Below are 20,323 nucleotides of genomic sequence, written 5' to 3'. Positions count from 1 at the left end.
TGTTTGTTCGTCAAATCGTCAAAAAAGCGCGAACTGTAACCTTCGCGAAACGCTACCCGCCATCTGGATCGGTCAGCGTCCCGTACAGGCCGAGGCTGTCACCCTCCAGTTCTACCTTGCCGGCGCGCTTGCCCTCGAAGCCCTGGTTGAAGCCGTCGACATCGCCCTTCAGGCGGTTGTGGCCAACGAATAAACCCATGCGCCAGGTTTGCCCGCCCGCCAATTGTGAACCGAACAGGTCATTGCCGACCTGAAAGCCGTTGAGAGACCCGTCGAGCCGCGGTGTCACAGTGCCGGCCCAGGTCTGGTCGAAGTTTTTGCCATAGACCCGGCCCCAGCCAGCGCCCAAGGCACCGGTTTCAGTGAGCAGGCGCTGATCGCCCTGGCGATCATGAAAAGTGCCTTAAGCCGCCAGGGTCAATTGCGCGGCAGCCGGCGGCAGCACGGACCAGGTTGGGACTTCCGGACGGTAAAGGGCAATCGGAGCGGCACCTGGCACAGCGGCTGGCAACGCTGGCAGCTCGGGGCCACCGACCGACGCGAGAGCCGCTACCGGTGTGGCAACCACCGGAACCGTGATGGGCGGCAAGCCCGGATCAGGGTTGGGAATGGTCGTCACCGCTGGCGCGACAACGGCCGAACGCAGGAACCAACTGTTTTCACTCCCGGCGGTAACGCCCCCTTTGAACAGGCGGTAGTCAAAAGCACCGGCCGAAACCGCGCCCTTGAGTGCGAAGGCGTCGCTGTTGCTGATGGCCGTGCCCTGGGCCTGCACTAACTGGATGCCATTCTGGCGGGTCAGGGCTCCTGCGCCGCCAAGATTAGTGACAGAAATCAGGGTATTGCCCGTCAATGTCCCGTCGCTGACCACCAGTTTGTCGCTCGCGGAATTGTCGTCACCCAGCGCACTTTGTAAAAATAACTGACCACCGTTGCCCGCGTAATTGCCCTGGACCGTCAAGGTGTCGCTGGTGCGGGCATTGCCGCTGCTCAAGTCGATCACCCCGGCGTTGTTCAAGGTGGCACACTGGCCAGCGGTGAAAGGCGTGATGCTGCCCTGGGCCGAAGTCAATGTGCTGCTGCCGTCGATAGTGAACTCTCCGGTACCGCTGACGCTGTCCCCCAGCCGAAGAGTGCCATCCAGGTCGAAACGCGAGCCATTGTTCAGGCGGACCGTTTCCCAGTTGCGGTAACGATCACTGCCCGCCGCGGTGGTCCCATCGAAGGTCAGCAGGTCGTTGCCGTTGCCACCATCGATGGCGGGAGTAAGGGCGAGGGTGCTTTCACCGAGATGGCGCGATGGCGCCGCCACCGTAGCAATAGATTTACAACGCGACTACTGTCACAAATGACAGGTAGCCCAAGATAAGCGCGGGTCTTCAGAGGTGTACTTCCACCGCCAACGGCAAGTGATCCGACAGGTGTGTCCACGGCCTGGTACCCAATATCCGCGGGTCATGACTGCTGGCGTTGCGCAGGTAAATCCGGTCCAGGCGCAGCAGCGGAAACCGCGCCGGGTACGTTTTTGCGGGCCGGCCATGATGGCGTTCGAAGGCTTCATGCAGGTAGACGCGGCGCGCCAGGGCGGCATTGCCCTGGAGCTGCCAATCGTTGAAGTCGCCGGCGATGATGACGGGCGCCTCATCAGGCAGGGATTCGAGCAGCTGGCATAATAGCTGAAGCTGCAACTGGCGATGACTTTCCAGCAGGCTCAGGTGCACGCAAATCGCGTGGACCTCGACGTGTCCCGGAACATCCAGCACACAATGCAGCAGGCCGCGGCGTTCGGGGCCAGTGATCGAGACGTCGAGGTTGCGGTATTCGCGGATCGGGTATTTCGACAGCAGGGCATTGCCGTGGTGACCGTCGGGGTAGACCGCATTGCGACCGTAGGCGAAGTCACTCCACATGCTGTCGGCCAGGAACTCGTATTGCGAGGTTTGCGGCCAGTTGTTGAAACGAGAGGAATGACGCCCGTGTTCGCCAACGACTTCCTGCAAGAATACCAGGTCCGCCGAGGTGCTGCGCACCGCTTCGCGCAGTTCCGGTAGAACGAAGCGTCGGTTTAACGCCGTGAAACCTTTGTGGGTGTTGACGGTGAGAACTCTCAGCCGATGAATCACCGGTGGTGTGTCCAGCGGCGTGGATTCGATGGCCTGCGGCTTGGAATCACTGCTCACGTTCACTCCTCTGATTTCGGGCTGCTTATGTATGCGACTGATGCGGGAGCGGGCAGTTCAGTAGTGTTCCAGGAAAGTGGGTCCGCCGCCGATCAACTGTGGGAGCGAGCCTGCTCGCGAAAGCGGTCTGTCAGACACATCAATATTGAATGTGCCACCGCCTTCGCCGGCAAGCCGGTCTCGCTCCCACAGTTGGTTCGGGGTTGGCTCAGACAAAGACGATTTCATACGGCAAGCGAATCCGCTCCAGCAGCACCCGGGGCAGCAGCGGGGCGAGGCCGATGGCCGGCTCACCGTCGAGCTGGCTGGCGTAAGCGTGAGTGGCGTGGCTTTTGCGCGCGACGGTCCAGGTGTCGAGCCGGATCTTGCGCGCGCGGTGCCAGGGAATCATTGCGCGATCGCGGGTCGGCCAGTGCCAGGCCCGGAGCGGTACTTCATGAAACCTCGCACCCATCATGGCGGCAGCCTTGGCGCTGGCCCGGCCAACCGCCTCATGGTCATCATTGCCGTCCTCGCCCCAGGTGCTGAACACCACGTCGCCGGGGCGCAAGTAACGGGCAATGAATTGAGTCAGTTGAAGCTCCCGCTCGGCCAGGGCGTTGTCGGTGAAACCGCCGCGAATCCACTTCAGGCTGTGCATCGGTAAGCCCAGCCGGCGCAAGGCTTCGACGCTTTCCTGGGGGCGAAACACACTCAAGCGTTTCTCCGACCACTGCTGCGACCCCGGATGGCTGGCGCTGCCGTCGCTCATCGAAATCAATTGCAGGGGATGACCCAAGGTGCTGAGCAATTGCAGCAAGCCGCCGCAGGTCACGACTTCATCACCGGGATGCGGCGCGATTACCACGGCACGCGCACCGGGAGGGACCAGGGTTTCGGTGTTGATCACGGGGATGGTGTCCAGCTGAGGGGCGCTGTTCCAGATCTGCGCGCTCTGGCTGCTTTCATTGATGGAAACAGGTTTCATCGGAGTTACGTCCTTGTTTGATTGCAATGTGCAGCGCTCCAAACCCTGGATTGCCGCGAGCAGAGTATTGCTCATGTCATGCCATTCGTCGCGTCGATGTTCTATCTGGTACGTTTTTATCTTCCTGACCCAGTGGCGAATCGTTTTTCGCGCCAGGCCCCGCGCAATTCGTGTTGAAGATCAAAAGATCGCAGCCTGCGGCAGCGCCTACGCGGGAGCGATCTTCATACAATGGAAATATCGCCCATCATCGCAAGCCCTCCAGGGTCGCCACCGAACGGGGTTCGCGGCTCCACAGTTCCAACAGGAAATCGGCCTCCTGATGCAGGACCAGGCGCGGCAAGTGCAAATGGTCGTGGAGCAGGTCGTGGACCTTTCGGGCGTTGAGCGGGCAGTCATCGATCGGCGGGCGCCAGTGACAGGCCAGGAGTTGGCCGTCGGCGGTCAGCGATTGTGCGGCGCGTTCGATCAGGCGCTTGAGGTCTGCGGCGTCCAGGTAGTAGCCGACTTCACTGAGCACGATCAGGTCGAACTGTTCGTTCGGCCAATCACCCGGCAGGCGGCTCTGACGGACTTCGGCATGCTCGAACAGGCTCAGACGCGTGCGGGCCAGGGTCACTGCGGCGGCTGCGGTGTCGCAACACAACAGGCGGTCGCAGCGGGTGGCCAGGTCGGCACTCAGTTCCCCATTGGCGCAACCCGGCTCGAAGATGGCGCGATAGTGTGGCCGGGGCAGCGCGGCCAGGGTGATGGCACGTTTGCGCTGTTCGTACCAACGATCACGGAACGCCCAGGGATCGTCGTTACCCGCAAACAAGCCGTCGAAGTAGCGATCCTCGACGCTCATACAAACACCACTTCGAAGGGTTGCAGCAAACGATCCAATACATAGGGGGCCAGGACCGGCGGCAAGCCGATGTGCGGGTCGCCTTCCAACTGGCTGGCGAAGGCGTGCACGGCATGACGCTTGCGTGCCACCTGATGGGGCTTGAGCAAGACTTTTCGCGCCCGATGCCAGGGCACGCCACTGTCATCGGGGGTTGCCCAATGCCAGGTCCAGACGGGCAGTTCGTGCAGGGTTGCCCCGACGCGCCGGGCCGCTTCAGTGCTGGCGCGGCCCACGGCTTCATGGTCGCAATGACCGTCCTCACACCACGTGGTGAATACCACGTCGTTGGCGCACAGGTGGCGCTCAATAAAGTCACTCAATTCGGCCTCACATGCCGCCACCTGACTGTCGGCAAACCCGCCGCGCAACCATTTCAGGCTGTGCAGCGGCAGGCCGAGGCGGCGCAGGGCTTCAGCGGATTCCTGCGGGCGGACCGCGCTCAGGCGTTCCACCGGCCAGCGTTCGGACCCGGGGTGGCTGGCGCTGCCATCGGTGACCGAGATCAATAGCAGCGCCCGATTCGCGGCGGCGAGCAATTGCAGGAAGCCGCCGCAACCCAGCACTTCATCGTCCGGATGGGGGGCGATGATGACGGCCCGGGAACCTTCCGGTACCAGCGTCAGGATGTCGATCACCGGTAACTGCGCCAGGTGGCTGGACGTTTGCCACAGGTGCAGGGGCGTACCCTGGCCGACGATTGGATTGGTTTTCATAAGCTCCATGTTCTGTTGATGACCTGTCGACCCAGTGCGGCAAGGTCTCGTTCGGCGTGGCTTTGACGCAGGAACACCGGCAGGTCGGCGATCAGCCGGGCGAATTGTCGATCCTTGCAATAGGGACCGGCGCCCAGGGCGTGGCCGACATGCCGGATGACCTGCTCGGCACTCTGTTCGACCACCGCCCGCACGCGACGGGCCAGCAGCTCGGCGTCGTCCAGTGGTGCGGCGTCAATGCTCAGGGCACTGGCGCGCAGCACGTCGGCAGCGGCCTGCAATGCGCTGTCGACGGCCCCGAGATGGGCGAGAGCATGGGGTTCTTCGCGGTGGGCGCAGTGACGGCGCAGACGTTCGGCAATGCTCCGGGCGGCGCCGTACCAACAGGCGGCAATGCCGATCCCGCCTTGCCAAAAGCCGGGACGTTGCAGGTAGTCGCCGGGGTTGCCGATGGCCTGCCCCTGAGCGCCGTCGAACAGCACGTCGACGCTGCCGGTCGCGCCCATGCCGACGGCTTGCCAGCCTTGATCGGTGATGGTCACACCGGGTTGATCCAGCGCCACCGCCACCAGTTGCTGTCGATCCTGCTCGTCCCAGGCAGTCAGCAAGCCGTGGCTCAACACCGCAGCTCCCGAACACCAGGCCTTGCGTCCGTTCAATGCAACCGATCGGCCGTGTGGGCTGACGTGTACCCGCGCGTGGGGCGGTTCGGCGGCCCACATGCCCCACGTACTGCCCGGTGTTGGCGAACCACCGAGTTGCTGGATGATCGCCAGCGCATCGGTATGGCCCTCGTACAACTTGCACAACCCAAGGTCATGCCCGCCGACCTCGGCCAGCGCCTGAAAACGCTCCAGGGTCCGGCCACCGCCGGGCAGCGGAAGCTGATCAAGACCCGTCTCCACCAGGGCCCGCAGGCACCGGCCTAACGCCTGGGTATCGGCGTAGTCCGGTGACTGGCCATGAAGAAATCCCTGGAGGTCCATTTCACTCTTCGTCCTCACGCTGCAATTCGAACAGCAGCAACGAACGGCCGGTGGCCGAGTACTCGTGGCCAAACTCGAAGCGTTCCTGACCGCGAATGGACGGCTGATTGGTGTCGATCATGCAGGTCCAGAAACTGCCATCGGGCACTTCCGGTAGCAGGAAGTTCACCACGTCATGATGGGCGTTGACCACCAGCAGCAGGGTCGCGTCCCCGCCTTTGCGGCGGATCCCGGTTTCCTGAGCGCGGCCGTCAAGCAGCATGCCCAGGCAGCGGCCATGGGCTTCTTCCCACTGTTCAATGGTCATTTCGCTGCCATCCGGCGCGAGCCAGGTGACGTCCTTGACCCCGATGTCCTCGTTGTAATTGCCCACCAGGAAGCGTCCGCGGCGCAGGATCGGGTAGGCCAGGCGCAACTTGATCAGGCGTTTGACGAACTTGAGCAGGGCCTTGCCGTCTTCGCTCAGGTCCCAATTGACCCAGCCGATGTCGCTGTCCTGGCAATAGGCGTTGTTGTTGCCTTCCTGGGTGCGGGCGAATTCGTCGCCGGCCACCAGCATCGGTGTGCCTTGGGACAGCAACAACGTGGCGAAAAAATTACGCATCTGCCGCTGGCGCAGTTCATTGATCTCGGGATCGTCGGTCGGGCCCTCGACGCCGTGGTTCCAGGACAGGTTGTTATCGCTGCCGTCCTGATTGTTCTCGTCGTTGGCTTCGTTGTGCTTGTCGTTGTACGACACCAGGTCGTTGAGCGTGAAACCGTCATGGGCGGTGATGAAGTTCAACGAGGCGTATGGCCGCCGGCCTCGCTGGTTGAACATCTCGCCGGAGGCGGTCATGCGGCTGGCAAAGTCTGCCAGTTGGCCGTCGTCGCCTTTCCAGAACGCGCGTACGGTGTCGCGAAACTTATCGTTCCACTCGACCCAACCCGGCGGGAAACCCCCGACCTGATAACCGCCCGGGCCGCAATCCCAGGGCTCGGCAATCATTTTCACCTGACGCAGCACCGGGTCCTGACGACAGGCCACGAGAAAACTGTGACGCTCATCGAACCCGTCGTGGTAGCGGCCGAGGATGGTCGCCAAGTCGAAACGGAAACCGTCCACGTGCATTTCCGTGGCCCAGTAGCGCAGGGAGTCGGTGACCATCTGCAGCACACAGGGGTGACTCAGGTCCAGGGTGTTGCCGGTGCCGGAATCGTTGATGTAGTAGCGCTTGTCGTCGGGCATCAAGCGGTAATACGAGGCGTTGTCGATGCCGCGCATGGACAGGGTCGGGCCCTGTTCATTGCCCTCGGCGGTGTGGTTGTACACCACGTCGAGGATCACTTCGAGATTGGCTTCGTGCAGGTGCGCGACCATCTCCTTGAATTCGGCGATTTTGCCGCTGGCCAGGTAACGCGGGTCGGGGGCGAAAAACGCGATGCTGTTGTAGCCCCAGTAATTGGTCATGCCTTTGTGCAGCAGGTGCTGGTCATTGACGAAGGCATGGATCGGCAGCAACTCCACGGTCGACACACCGAGCTTGCGAATATGTTCCAGCACGTCATCCACCATCAACCCGGCGAAGGTGCCACGCTGGCTCTCGGGGACGGAGGGGTGACGCATGCTGATGCCGCGTACGTGAGTCTCATAAATGATCGTCTTGTCCCACGGCACGCTGACACGATGGTCGTGCCCCCAGGTGTGGGCCGGGTCGATCACTTTGCATTTGGGCACGAAGGGCGCGCTGTCGCGTTCATCGAAGCTGAGGTCGGCGTCAGGATGGCCGATGGTATAGCCGAACAAGGCTTCGGACCATTTCAACTCGCCGACCAGTTGTTTGGCATAGGGGTCGATCAGCAATTTGTTGTGATTGAAGCGATGACCGTTGGCCGGATCGTACGCGCCGTAGACGCGGTAGCCGTAGATCAGCCCCGGATGCGCATCCGGCAGGTAGCCGTGGTAGATCTCGTCGGTGTATTCCGGCAACTCGATGCGTTCCAGCTCGACTTCACCGGCATCATCGAAGATGCACAGCTCAACCTTGGTGGCGTTGGCGGAAAACAAGGCGAAATTGACCCCCAGGCCATCCCAGGTCGCGCCCAGCGGGAAGGGCAAACCTTCACGGATTCGCGATGGCGTCTCGACGTGCGGTTCTGGCGCGGATTTCTTTGGACTGCTCATACATGCTCCTGCAAAGGGGGGACAATTCTTGGCTCTGGCGTTTTTCGAGGGCGAGCGAGCCCTCGGTGGCGAGGGGGGCTCGCCACGCATTCATTCAGCACAGGTAGGGAAGCGTTAGACCGCGGGTGGTTTACGCGCGGCGCGAGGCTTCTTCACGGCGGCTTTTTCGCCGGGCGGGATCACCGATGATGCAGCTGCCGGCTTGGCCTTGGCCTTGGTTTTCGGCTCAGCGCCCTTGCCGTCGAGTGACTTGTCATTGAGTAACTTGCCGTCGGGCTTTTTCGTCGCTGTCTTGGTCGCGGCCGCTTTACTGCCAGGCGCTTTTGACGACTTGTTCGGTGACAGGGCTTCGGCTTCAGCCAGCTTGCGGGCCATCTCCCAGTGACGGGCTTCCTGGCCTTCGGGTTTGCCTTCAGATTCCCAGATCTGATAGGCAAACTCGCGGACGCGTTTATCTTCGGTACTCATCGCTATGCTCCTGAACTGCACTCAAGTGTCGGTAGTTTGGATAAAGAGATTGACCGGGAATTCCCCCAGCGCAGCGCTGATCATCAGTTCCCCTTGGGTTGTGACTGCGGTGGCTGAAAAAAGTCCCATCAAATGTACATCAGCGGTGGCGAACGGCAACTTGACCCGTGTATCGCCCCACAGCAGCGCGTCAACTCGCGGATCGGCACTGCTTTTCAGCAGTTCGGCGCAGCGTATCGGCACGATCACGATCGCCCGTTTTCGTTCCCAGGAGCGGGCAAACGCCAGCACCCGGTGCGCCTGGCTGCCGACAACTTCCAGGGCTTGATACGCCCCTCGCCGAAACAGCTCGGCGTGTTCGGCCCGCAGGTTCAACACCTGGGCAATCAAGCTTTGCTTGATGCGCCCGTCGCGCCAGTTCGTCAGCAGCTCGGGCAAGCCCGAAAAGGCTTGCAAGGCCTGTTGTCGATTGGCGTAATCCACCGGGCGCCGGTTGTCTGGATCCACCAGCGAGAAATCCCAGTACTCGTTGCCCTGATAAAGATCCGGTATGCCCGGCACGGTCATGTGCAGCAAGGTTTGCGCCAAGCCATTGAGTGCGCCGGGGGCGGCGAGGGTGTTGACCGCCTTGCCCAGGGCGGCGCGCAACAGTTCACCTTCGGGACTGAGCATCAGTCGTTGCAGGAATTGCTGCACCGCTTGTTCGTAAGCGTCGTTGGGCGCGCTCCAGCTGCTTTGCAACTTGGCCTCGCGCAAGGCTTTCTGTTGCCACTGCCACAGTCGCTGAGTGTACGCCTCGATCGCTATGGGATTTTCACTGAGGTCGAGCGGCCAGCTGCCGAGGATCGCTTGATACAGGATCAACTCGTCACCCGTCGATGGCATCTGGTCGTCATTGCGCAGAGGCCGGGCAAGGGCTTGCCAGAGCGGCACTTGCTCGGCGTACCAGGCACTGCGTTCGCTCAGCACCGCCAGGCGCGCCCGGGTGTCTTCGCCGCGCTTGTGGTCGTGGGTGGCGGTGGCCAGCAAATTGTCGGGAAACGCTTCGAGTCGGCTGACACAAACCCCGTGGAAATCGGCGACCGGCGCACTGAACTGCTCGGTGCTGAACCCCACGTCATTGCGCGACAGCAATACCGCCGAGCGATAGAACGCGGTGTCTTCCACAGCCTTGGCGGCGGCCGGCGAGGTCAACTGCTGAAAGCGTACGCAGGCGTGCTTGAGCATCTTGCGCTGGCGACCCGCCGGGCGTTTGCGCCACGGTTCGCCGCCGAGCCAGCGCGCCAGGCAATCGAGCACTGGCCAATCGGCCTCGCTGAGCGATTGCCGGGCGCCGTCCATGGCCTGCTGGAAAAACACATCGTCTTCGGCACTGCGGCCACGGGGGCTGATATAGGTGCGATACACCGGGAAGTGCACGATCAGTTCCTGCAACGCCCGCCGGATCGCGCCGAGGGTCAGGTCGCGGGTCATCAGGTCGTCCCGGGCGACTTGCAGCAACGCCTGGGCGACACTCTCGAAGTCTCCGGCGAGGGAACCGCTGAGGATTTGCTGGCGTGCCAGTTGCGCTTCCTGGCGAAAATCGGCGGGCCGTTCGCTGTATCGGCTCCAGAGTTTGCCCAGGGTCAGGGCGCCTTCCGGGTCGTGTTGCAGCAGCGACAACTGGTTCATGAATTCATAACCGGTGGTGCCGTCGACGGACCAGTCGCGGTGCAGGGTTTCGCCTTCGCCGAGGATCTTCTCGACGAAGATCGGCAGGTGCCGCTGCGGTGAAAGGCTGTCGACCCTGCGCCGCAATTTGCGGCAATAACCACGCGGGTCGGCAAGGCCGTCGATGTGATCGATGCGCAGGCCGTCGACCAGGCCTTCGGCTACCAGCTCGAAGATCTTCGCGTGGGTCTCTTCGAACACTGCCGGCCGCTCGACCCGCAGGCCGCCGAGTTCGTTGATATCGAAAAAGCGCCGCCAATTGATGTCGTCCGCCGCTGTGCGCCAACTGGCCAGGCGATAGCTTTGGCGCTCCAGCAAGGTGTGCAGACGCTCGAACCCCTCGCGCGTCAGCGAATCATAAGCGTCCAGGCTGCGCTGGAGCGCTTGCGCAATGGCCGGATCAGCGGCGAGATCGCGCAGCTCGGCCTTGAGCGGGATCGCCAGGCTGTGCGCGTCCATCTGGTAGCTCAAAGTGCTGAAGCGGTCTGCCAGGGATTTGAGTTGCTCTGCCTGATCGGCATTCAGCGCGTCATCGGCCTTTAGCAGTTCGCCGTAGCTCGTCGGGCAGATCGGGAAGTGATGCTCATAGTGCTCGACATAAAACGCGCCGTGCTCTGTATCAAAGCGCAAGGGCAGGGTGCCGTCCTGCAGGGCGACGCCGTAATCGCTGCCGAGGAAGGGCAGCAGCAGCTGGCCGGCCATCAACGGATCGGGGGAATGCCACTGGATATCGAAGAACTCGCCGTAGGGACTCAGTCGCCCCCATTCCAGCAAGTCCAGCCACCAGGGATTGTCGCCGCCGCCGACGGCCATATGGTTGGAAACGATGTCGAGGATCAGCCCCATCCGGTGCTCACGCAAGGTGCTGACCAGGCGGCGCAATGCCGCTTCGCCGCCCAGCTCCGGGTTGACCGTGGTCGGGTCCACCACATCATAGCCATGCATGGAGCCGGGGCGGGCGCTCAGCAGCGGTGACGCATAGATGTGGCTGATGCCCAGGCTGGCGAAATAGGGTACCAGCGGCACCGCCTGATCCAGCGTGAAGCCTTTATGAAACTGCAGTCGCAGGGTCGCCCGCAACGGTTGGATGAGCGCTTGATTCATTGGTCACGCTCGGCCGCCTGAAGTCGCGCGCAGGCGAGCAGTTCCAGGCGCCGGGCGGCGTCCGGGTCATCGAGCAAGGTTTCGCTGTCACCGGGCAGGCGTCGGGACCAGTTGGGGTGGGCGTCGGTGGTGCCGGGCAGGTTGGCCTGCTGTTCGATGCCCAGGGCATCTTCCAGCGGCAGCAGCACCAGCGGCGCGGGGGTATGCCCGAGGAAACGGATCGCGGCATCCAGCACCTGATCGGTTTCATGGGACTCCTCGCGAAAGTTCTGCGGATCCTCGCTTAACACTCGGCGCAAGCCTTCGCGCTCGCGTTCACGGTGCTGGCGCCATTCGATTTCACTCGGGGCGTCGACCAGGCCAAGACGGGCATACCAGTCGATATCGTGGCCATGCCACCAGCCATTGAGGGTCGGCAAGTCATGGGTGCTGGTGGTGGCCAGTGCGTTGTCCGGCCAGTCGAGCATTGGCTTGAAGCGTGCGTTGTCCTGTTCGAACAGCAACACGCGCATGCCGAGGATCGAGCGGGCGATGAGTTTTTCCCGCAGACCGTCCGGCACGGTCCCCAGGTCTTCGCCGAGCACGATGGCCTGATGACGATGGGATTCGAGGGCCAGCAAGCGCAGCAGGTCGTCCACCGGGTAATACAGGTAGGCGCCGTCCGCAGGTGGAGCGTCATTGGGAATCACCCACAGCCGTTGCAGGCCCATGACGTGATCGATGCGCAGGCCACCGGCATGGGCGAAGTTGTCCCGGAGCATTTCAATGAACGCACGAAAACCGTTGCGTACCAGGCCTTCGGGGGAGAACGCCGAAATGCCCCAGCCCTGGCCGGTGCGGTTGAGAATATCCGGTGGTGCGCCCACGGTCAGGGAGGCGAGCAATTCGTCCTGGCGACTCCAGGCCTGGCTGCCACCGCCGTCGGCACCCACCGCCAGATCGGCAATCAGTCCGATGCTCATGCCGCTGGCGCGGGCGGCGGTTTGTGCGCGCTCCAGGCAGCGGGTGATCAGCCATTGGCAGAAGGCAAAGAAGCCGATGCGGCCGGCGTTCTCTTCAGCAAACCCGGCGAGGGCGGCGCTGCGCGGGTCGCGCCATTGTTCGGGCCACTCGCGCCAGTCGAGGCCTTCACCCTTGGCGGCGCGGGCTTCCTGAATGGCTTCGAAGCGGCAGTGGTTTTCCAGGGCTTCGCCGCCGGCGTGGCGGAAGCTGCTGAAGTCGGCATGCAGCGGGTGTTCGCCCTGGACAAACCCTTCGTAGAGCGCTTGCAACAGACGATGCTTGGCCTCGGCGGCCATCGGCCAATCGATCAGAGGCAGTTGTTCAAGGTGCTTGAGTTCGGCGGCGAGCCCCGTGGCATCGATCGCCGTGCGCACGGCGCGCTCACCGAGAATGAGGCCTGGTGCCGCGTAGAGGCTGTTGAGGAACAGACGGCTGGACGGCGAATAAGGGCTGTAGCGATGGGTATCGTTGGCAAACATCGCATGCAGCGGGCTGATCGCCAACGCTTCGGCGCCACGCTCGCCAGCGACCCGGACCAGATGTTCCAGGGCCTGGGTGTCACCGAATCCACCGTCACCGGGACGGCGCAAGGCGTACAGTTGGACGCTCAGGCCCCAGGCGCGGGGGATCGGGTTGTCGACGGCATCGCCGACGCTGTAGCAGCGAGCCGGTGCGACGGCCAGGGTAAAGGATTGTCCGTCGATGCTGACGTGCTGATAACCGACCGGAATCAGGCCGGGCAGAATCGCCTCGGCATCCAGTTTCAGGTGGAGCCGCGAGCCATCTTCGAGATGGACCTCGCAGGGCGTTTGCGGCTCGAAGTAATGCGCCAGATTGAGACCGACGCCGACGTCTGCGGTGATGAGCGGCGGCAGGTGGCGGGTCTGTTGCACTTGCTGCAATTGCAGCAGGCTGGCGTCGATTTCCTGTGCGGAGCCGGCGGGGTGGCCGAGTCCGGTGAGCACGTTGCGTAAAACCGATGGGGCGACTTTCTGCGGGCGGCCGTTGGCGTCGATCCAGTCGACTGCCAAACCAGCTCGGCTGGCCAGTATTTCCAGTTGCGCATCACTCATTGGCGCTCTCCATCCGGGGGTAGCATAAGGGGTGCGGCCGTGAGGCTGACTAGCGCGCAATACGGGGCAAGCGTGCCCTGATCCAACAGGCCGGCCGATTGCGGTGGGTGTGCGAACAGCAGCAAAGCGTCGGCCTGTGGTGAGTGGACCACTGGCGTATCACTGAGGTTCAGATCAATACGCAGCTGACTGCCATCACCCAGTTGCCAGCGCGCGGTCACCGCGCCCTCGGCCAGGACGTCGGCGCCCAAGGCATAAGTCCCGGGCAGATTGGGAATGATGTGCTTATGCCGAAGCCGCAACAATTGGCGATACAGGCCTTGCATGGCCGATTGGCGAGTGGCGGTCAGTTTGGGCCGGGACGCCTCAAAGGTCTGTCGTGCGTTTGGATCGGGAATCTGTTCACGTTTATGCGGATCGGTAAACGCGCTGAATGCGGCAAATTCATTACGTCGTCCTTCACGGACCAGTTCCGCCAGTTCACCGTGGTGGCTGGTGAAAAACAGGAAGGGTTCTTCGGCGGCGAATTCGTCGCCCATGAACATCAGCGGGATCATCGGTGACAGCAACAGCAGCGCTGTCGCCGCTTGCAAGGCGTCGCTAGTGGTCAGCTGATGCAACCGCTCGCCAAATGCGCGATTGCCGATCTGGTCGTGGTTTTGCAGAAACAGCACAAAAGCACTGGGCGGCAAGTGACCGCTGGGTTCTCCGCGGGTTGTACCGTGGCGGGTGACGTGGCCCTGAAACACGAAACCCTGGCTCAGGCAGCGAGCCAGTTGCTCGGTGGGGTGGTCGGCATAGTCGGCGTAATAAGCGTCGGTTTCGCCGGTGAGCAACACATGCAGGGCATTATGGCCGTCATCATTCCACTGCGCGTCGAAGCCTTCCTGCAACAGGCTGGCCTGGTTGTGCTCGTTCTCCACCGTCAGCCACACATGCCGCGCCGGATCTGTCTGCTGCCGAACCCGTTGCGCCAGTTCCTGGAGAAAGTCCGGGCTTTCAATGGCGTGGACCGCGTCCAGGCGCAGACCGTCGAAGCGGTATTCGAGCAGCCACATCAGCGCATTTTCGATGAAGAAGTCCCGCACCTCGCGCCGCCGGAAATCAATGGCAGCCCCCCAGGGTGTGTGCTTGTCTTCGCGGAAAAAGCCCTTGGCGTAGCGATGCAGGTAATTGCCGTCCGGGCCGAAGTGGTTGTAGACCACGTCGAGAATCACCGCCAGGCCATGGCCGTGGGCGGTGTCGATCAGGTGCTTGAGTTGTTCGGGGGTGCCATAGGAGGATTGGGGCGCGTACGGCAGGACGCCGTCGTACCCCCAATTGCGGTCACCGGGGAACTGCGCCAGCGGCATCAGTTCGATCGCGGTAACCCCCAGTTCGACCAGGCGCGCCAGGTGCTTCTCGACATCACTGAAACCACCGAGGGCGCCGACGTGCAGTTCGTAAATCACCGCCTCGCTCCATGGCCGGCCCAGCCAGGTGCTGTGTTGCCACTGATACGCGAGGGGATCGACCACCACGCTGTGCAGGTGGATGTCACCGGCCTGGGCGCGGGAGGCCGGGTCAGGCACCTCCAGCTCACCGTCGATGTTGTAGCGGTAACGCGTGCCGGCGGGGCAGCGGGTATGGATCACGAACCAGCCATCGGCCTGAGGCAATAGTGGCAAGGATTGTCCATCTTCCAGTTCGACACTGACAAAAAACGCATCTGGCGCCCACAAGGCAAAACGCGTGTGTTCTGCGTCCAGCATGATTGCGCCGTGGGGCCAGGTCTCAAGGGTCCGTAACGGCATCTATTGAAAACCTCTTACTGTCTGTGCGATTTACCCAGTGCTTTAGCCACCAGCTGTTCGTAAAGTTCGGCGTAGGGTTCGACCGCCTTGCACCAGTTGAATGGCGCGGCCATGGCGCGGCAGCGCATGGCATTGAGCAGGTCGGGAAAGGCGAATACCTTGAAGGCGCGGCTCAGGGCTTCCTGGTAACTTTCAACCGTGGATTCGTCGAACAGGAAACCGGTCACGCCATTTTCGATGGTGTCGGCCAAGCCACCGGTATTGCGGGCCACCGGCAATGAACCGAAGCGCTGGGCATACATCTGGCTCAGGCCGCAGGGCTCGTAGCGCGACGGCATCAGCAGGAAGTCGCTGCCGGCGAACATGCGTCGGGCGTCGGTTTCATTAAAGCCGATGCGCACGCCGATTTGCCCCGGGAAACGCAGGGCCAGCTCACGCATGGCTTGTTCTTCTTCCGGCTCGCCACGCCCGATGATCGCGATCTGGCCGCCGGATTCGACGATGTATTCGGAGACGGCTTCGGTCAGGTCCAGGCCTTTTTGATAAACCAGGCGCGAGACCACGGCAAACAGCGGACCTTCGCTATCGTCCAGGCCGAACAGTTCACGAACGTGGGCGGCGTTGACGGCCTTGCCCTCCCAATCGCCGATGCTGAACGGGCAGAACAGGTGCGGGTCGGTGGCCGCATCCCAGCTTTCATCGATGCCATTGGGGATACCGCTGAGCAGACCTTGCTGGGTCTTGGCGGCGAGAAAACCGTCGAGGCCGCAGCCGAAGGCCGGGGTGGTGATTTCCTGGGCGTAGGTCGCGCTGACCGTGGTGATGTGGCTCGAATAGGCCATGCCAGCCTTGAGGAACGACATCTTGCCGTAGAACTCCATGCCGTCCTGCTGCAGTGCATGGGTGGGGATACCCAGTTCCGGGCATGATCCCAGACTGGTCACGCCCTGATAAGCCAGGTTGTGGATGGTGAACAGGGTCGGGGTGCGCTGTCCACGCCAGTGCATATAAGCAGGCGCCAGGCCGGCCGGCCAGTCATGGGCGTGCACCAGGTCCGGGCACCAGTGGATTTGTGCGAGGTTGGCGGCAATATCGGCGGCCGCCAGGCCCAGTCGGGCGAAACGGATATGGTTGTCCGGCCAGTCGCGACCGTTGTTGGCACCGTAGGGCGAACCTTCGCGCTCGTAGAGTTCAGGGCAGATCAACACGTAAATGACCAGGCCGTCCGGCATGTCCATGCGCCCGATCTTGCAGGGGGGCAGGGCTGCGTGGCCACCCAGCTCGCCAATGATATGAATAGGGTTTTCGCTGTTCAGTACCTGCGGGTAACCTGGAATCAGTACACGAACGTCGTGCAGTAGCGCCATGGCCCGGGGCAGCGCTGCGGAAACGTCACCCAGGCCACCGGTCTTCACCAGATCGGCAATTTCGGAGGTGACGAACAAGACTTTCTTTCTATTGGGATTGTGCCTGGCAACCGGTGCCAGCGCCTTGGTGCCCGGGACGCTGATCGATTGGGCACTGCCCGCATTCACGACGCTCGACTCGCCGACCTGCTGATGAGCACGTTCTCCCTGAATATCTAATGCCGCACTGATCATATGAATCTCCCGTGTTATTGATCTAATTCTTAGGTCTGGCAGACGATGTTCCGTGGCCAATTCATGTGGCCGGGCGCAAACGCGCTACGCATCGGTCAGCAAATGCTGCCCATGCGCTGAAGCAGTAACGCTTGATATGGACATTGCAAGGATTGCACCAGCCGCAACACTCCTCCCTTTCAGGTGACCCGTCGCGTCGGGTAAAAGTTTCGACTTTTTTTTCACTTTATGACTGACCGGTTTCACCTCGCGGGAAGGAGTCTAGGCCAGAAGTTAGAGCGGGGAAGGCCAATTGGCAAAATTGTTCGACAATCGGTTCAAAGAGGTACGGGCGTCCCGTTTGGAAGGCGAAACGCACCGACGAAGGGCGGCGTTTTCGAGGATTTGGCGCCAAAAAAAATACGAAACGTCACATTATTGTGCAACGCCTGGCGAGGCCGCGCGCTGTCATGGTGCGTGCCGCCTTTGGCCGAACCGTTGCCTTACGGCGTAGTACGCGGCCTTGTTATAGTTCAGGCCTGGTTCTGGCCACCGACGTCGGCAGCGTGCAACGCTTGCCGCGGATCATCGGTGACGGCATGCTGCGTGAAGTGGCTACGCCACCTGGAACGCCGCCATGCTGCAATCCACCGATCTGCGCGTGGCCATGGCTGCCCCTCTGAGCAAACAGAAACCCGAATTTCTGGATTGATTAAAATGATTTCACGCTGGACCACAGCAGTACTGGACACCGATCAACCCGGCGGCTGGGCCGTGGCGCGCGGCCCTGAAGGGTTTATGTACGACGACAATGGCGCGCTGTTTCCACGGGAATGGCTCAAACGCCAGGACCTGGCGATCCTCGCCGAGCACGGCATCGGCCATCTGGACGGTGAGCCGGTCTATTTGCTGGAGTTGCGCAGTCACAGCGAAGTACCGGGCTGCAACTGGAAAGGCTTGCGCGCCTTCATGCTCGAAGGCGACCACGCTGTGTTCAAAGTGCTCGGTTATGCCGCGCAGATTGGCACCTGGGCTCGCGAGCATCGCTTCTGCGGCAATTGCGGGCAGGCGACCCGACAGGTCGTGCGCGAACGGGCGATGTACTGCGAGCCTTGCGATTTACGCTATTACCCGCGCATCTCACCGAGCATGATCGTGCTGATCACCCGTGGCGACGAAATCCTGCTGGCACGCTCACCGCGTTTTGTCACCGGGGTCTATAGCACGCTGGCGGGGTTTGCCGAGCCGGGCGAGTCGGCCGAGGACTGCCTGATTCGCGAGGTCCGTGAAGAGGTGCAGATCGAGGTCAGGAACATCCAGTACATGGGCAGCCAGTGCTGGCCGTTCCCGCATTCGATGATGCTCGGCTTCCATGCCGAGTACGCAGGAGGCGAGATCGTGTGCCAGGAAGACGAGATCGAAGACGCCCAGTGGTTCAACGTCAACGTGCTGCCGCCGTTGCCGGCGTCACGCTCGATTGCCCGTTACCTGATCGACGTCTATGTGGCGCGGCGCCTAGGCCACGCTGAACCAGTGCTGCCAGGCTAACCGCACGGTCAGCCCAAGTACCACGGTGATGAACACCGGGCGAATGAATTTCGCACCGCCGCTGATGGCGGTGCGAGCGCCAAAGAACGCGCCGACCATCACCGACAGGCCCATGCTCAGGCCGATGATCCAGTCCACTTGCCCGGAAAACACGAATACCGACAGCGCCGCAATGTTGCTGACGAAGTTCATGCTGCGCGCCACGCCGCTGGCCTTCACCAGGTCAATGGGGTACATCAGCATGCTGCTGACGGTCCAGAAAGCTCCGGTGCCGGGACCCGCCACACCGTCATAGAAACCGAGGCTGAAGCCCTGGGTCGATTGCCACTTTTTCCTGATCGGTGCGTCGCTGTCCAGCGGCGCCTTCGGTGTGCCGCCGAACAACAGGTAGAGGCCACAGGCGAAGACGATCACCGGGAGCATCTTGTTCAGCCATTCGGCGGGCAGGTAATGAGCGACCACGGCGCCGCTCAGCGCCCCGACCAGGGTGCCGACGATAGCATGCGTCCACTGCCTTGGATGGAACAGCTTGCGGCGGTAGAAAGTGAAGCTGGCGGTGGCCGAGCCGAAGGTCGAACTGAGTTTGTTGGTGCCCAGCACCAGGTGCGGTGGCAGGCCGGCGGTCAACAGTGCCGGGGTGGTCAACAAGCCACCCCCGCCGGCGATGGCGTCGATGAAACCGGCAACAAAAGCGACAAGGGCGAGGATGGCCAGGGTGGTGAGGTCAACGCTGAGTTCGAAAGGCATGGAATCGGCTTATTCGGCAGGACGCAGGAGGAGGCTGCGGGGGAGGGCCGGTATCTTACCTATATCCAGACTTTGCGGCGACTGTTCTGGCCTCATCGCGGGCAAGCCCGCTCCCACAAGGATTGAGGGTGCTCACATAGTTTGTGTTCACTCCGACCCTGTGGGAGCGAGCCTGCTCGCGAGAGGTCCATCAGATTCAACATCGATGTTGACTGATACACCGCCTTCGCGAGCAGGCTCGCTCCCACATTTGGATCAGTGTTTACAGGCCGAGCTCGGACAGGCCTGGATGATCATCCGGTCGACGACCCAGCGGCCAGTGGAACTTGCGCTCGCTTTCCTTGATGGGCATGTCATTGATGCTGGCGTACCGGTTGGCCATCAAACCGTCTTCATTGAACTCCCAATTCTCGTTGCCGTAGGAACGGAACCAGTTACCTGAGTCGTCGTGCCATTCGTAGGCGTAACGCACGGCGATGCGGTTGTCCGTAAAGGCCCAGAGTTCCTTGATCAAACGATAGTCCAGTTCCTTGGCCCATTTACGGGTCAGAAAGCCCTTGGCTTCTTCGCGGTTGTTGGCGAATTCGGCACGGTTGCGCCACCGGGTGTCCAGGGTGTAGGCCAACGACACCCGTTCCGGATCGCGGGAGTTCCAGCCGTCTTCGGCCAGGCGAACTTTCTCGATGGCCGATTCACGGGTGAAGGGCGGTAATGGCGGACGAACTTCGGCGTTAGACATTGACAGTCTCCCTGGCAGATTAAAATTCAAGCAAGTTGTCGGGCTTATTCGAAGTGTCACAGGTCCAATAACTTTCGCGCCATGCATTGCGCATTATCGGCGGCACTGTGATCACCCATGACAAGCGCCACGGTAATGGCACCGTCGATCAGGATCAGCAGCTGTCTGGCCAACGTCTCCGGGTCTGTAGCGCCATGTTCGGTACAAAGTTCACGCAGGTAATCGAGCAGCTTCTGTTTGTGGTCTTTGGCGACCTGGCGAACCGGGTCTTGCGGGTCGCCGGTTTCACCGCTGGTGTTGATGAAGGCACAGCCACGAAAGCCTTCCGAGGCAAACCAGGCCTTGAGCACGGTAAACAGGTTGAGAAGCCGCCCGGCCGGGGTTTCGGCCTGGTCGACTGCGCTCCTGTACCAGTGCATCCAGCGCACGTCGCGTCGTTGCAGGGCCGCGACGGTCAGCTCTTCCTTGTTGGCGAAGTAGCGGTAAATACTTTTCCTGGAGACGCCGGCGGTTTTCACCAGAAGGTCCATGCCGGTGGCGGCAATGCCACTTTTGTAGATCAACTTTTCGGTGACATCCAGAATGATGTCGCGTGTGTCGTTGCTCGTTATTTTGTTCATGGTGTAAACAGTAGAACGATCGTTCTCCTTGGTCAAGCGG

General features: G+C 61.9%; 15 protein-coding genes and 2 pseudogenes. 2 read left to right on the top strand and 15 right to left on the bottom strand.

Features of this window, described 5'->3' with window-relative positions; genetic code table 11:
- Positions 1–55: 55 nt before the first annotated feature.
- The 12 genes and pseudogenes from ACA067_RS15640 to glgA all read right to left on the bottom strand — a co-directional run.
- Positions 56–1,294, bottom strand: a pseudogene (locus ACA067_RS15640) (autotransporter outer membrane beta-barrel domain-containing protein); the annotation flags it as partial.
- A gap of 85 nt (positions 1,295–1,379) precedes the next feature.
- Positions 1,380–2,180 (bottom strand): endonuclease/exonuclease/phosphatase family protein, encoded by an 801-nt coding sequence (locus ACA067_RS15635; RefSeq protein WP_497462592.1) that lies wholly within the window; start codon positions 2,178–2,180, stop codon positions 1,380–1,382.
- Positions 2,181–2,388: 208 nt separating this feature from the next.
- The gene (locus ACA067_RS15630) at positions 2,389–3,147 is read right to left on the bottom strand and encodes a PIG-L deacetylase family protein (protein ID WP_497462591.1); all 759 of its coding nucleotides are present in this window, start codon (positions 3,145–3,147) and stop codon (positions 2,389–2,391) included.
- Between the two features lie 247 nt (positions 3,148–3,394).
- Positions 3,395–3,994, bottom strand: coding sequence for an SAM-dependent methyltransferase (locus tag ACA067_RS15625; protein ID WP_497462590.1), 600 nt, complete (start codon positions 3,992–3,994; stop codon positions 3,395–3,397).
- On the bottom strand, positions 3,991–4,749 hold the full coding sequence (locus tag ACA067_RS15620) for a PIG-L deacetylase family protein (protein ID WP_497462589.1): 759 nt from the start codon (positions 4,747–4,749) through the stop codon (positions 3,991–3,993). Before ACA067_RS15620 ends, ACA067_RS15625 begins: the two co-directional genes overlap by 4 nt.
- Positions 4,746–5,735, bottom strand: coding sequence for an acyl-CoA dehydrogenase family protein (locus ACA067_RS15615; protein WP_497462588.1), 990 nt, complete (start codon positions 5,733–5,735; stop codon positions 4,746–4,748). The genes ACA067_RS15620 and ACA067_RS15615 overlap by 4 nt, the downstream gene beginning before the upstream one ends.
- Before the next feature lies 1 nt (position 5,736).
- Positions 5,737–7,899 (bottom strand): glycogen debranching protein GlgX, encoded by a 2,163-nt coding sequence (gene glgX, locus ACA067_RS15610; protein ID WP_497462587.1) that lies wholly within the window; start codon positions 7,897–7,899, stop codon positions 5,737–5,739.
- 114 nt (positions 7,900–8,013) lie between these two features.
- Positions 8,014–8,367: a DUF2934 domain-containing protein gene (locus tag ACA067_RS15605; protein ID WP_497462586.1), complete on the bottom strand. Its 354-nt coding sequence runs from the start codon at positions 8,365–8,367 to the stop codon at positions 8,014–8,016.
- 21 nt (positions 8,368–8,388) lie between these two features.
- Entirely contained in the window at positions 8,389–11,181 is a 2,793-nt protein-coding gene (locus tag ACA067_RS15600) for a malto-oligosyltrehalose synthase (protein ID WP_497462585.1), read from the bottom strand.
- A complete protein-coding gene (gene malQ, locus ACA067_RS15595; RefSeq protein WP_497462584.1) occupies positions 11,178–13,256 on the bottom strand; it encodes a 4-alpha-glucanotransferase in 2,079 nt (692 codons plus the stop codon). The genes ACA067_RS15600 and malQ overlap by 4 nt, the downstream gene beginning before the upstream one ends.
- Positions 13,253–15,049 carry a malto-oligosyltrehalose trehalohydrolase gene (gene treZ / locus ACA067_RS15590; protein WP_497462583.1) on the bottom strand — a complete coding sequence of 599 codons (1,797 nt, stop codon included), beginning with the start codon at positions 15,047–15,049 and terminating at the stop codon, positions 13,253–13,255. Before treZ ends, malQ begins: the two co-directional genes overlap by 4 nt.
- Positions 15,050–15,063: 14 nt before the next feature.
- Positions 15,064–16,650: a glycogen synthase GlgA gene (gene glgA, locus ACA067_RS15585; RefSeq protein ID WP_497462582.1), complete on the bottom strand. Its 1,587-nt coding sequence runs from the start codon at positions 16,648–16,650 to the stop codon at positions 15,064–15,066.
- A 598-nt stretch (positions 16,651–17,248) separates the two neighbouring features.
- Between glgA and ACA067_RS15580 the strand changes: the two are divergent.
- Positions 17,249–17,341: pseudogene (locus ACA067_RS15580) on the top strand (enoyl-CoA hydratase); the annotation flags it as partial.
- Between the two features lie 5 nt (positions 17,342–17,346).
- Positions 17,347–18,177 carry an NAD(+) diphosphatase gene (gene nudC, locus ACA067_RS15575; RefSeq protein WP_497462581.1) on the top strand — a complete coding sequence of 277 codons (831 nt, stop codon included), beginning with the start codon at positions 17,347–17,349 and terminating at the stop codon, positions 18,175–18,177.
- Here the strand turns inward: nudC and ACA067_RS15570 are convergent.
- From ACA067_RS15570 to ACA067_RS15560, 3 genes are all read right to left on the bottom strand, one after another.
- Positions 18,145–18,924, bottom strand: coding sequence for a TSUP family transporter (locus ACA067_RS15570; RefSeq protein ID WP_497462580.1), 780 nt, complete (start codon positions 18,922–18,924; stop codon positions 18,145–18,147). The genes nudC and ACA067_RS15570 overlap by 33 nt on opposite strands.
- Before the next feature lie 262 nt (positions 18,925–19,186).
- Positions 19,187–19,663, bottom strand: coding sequence for a nuclear transport factor 2 family protein (locus ACA067_RS15565; protein WP_497462579.1), 477 nt, complete (start codon positions 19,661–19,663; stop codon positions 19,187–19,189).
- Positions 19,664–19,719: 56 nt separating this feature from the next.
- Positions 19,720–20,283 (bottom strand): TetR/AcrR family transcriptional regulator, encoded by a 564-nt coding sequence (locus ACA067_RS15560; protein ID WP_497462578.1) that lies wholly within the window; start codon positions 20,281–20,283, stop codon positions 19,720–19,722.
- Positions 20,284–20,323 lie beyond the last annotated feature (40 nt).

The sequence above is a fragment of the Pseudomonas sp. LBUM1674 genome (assembly GCF_059695635.1).
This window is presented reverse-complemented; position numbering and strand designations above follow the sequence as displayed.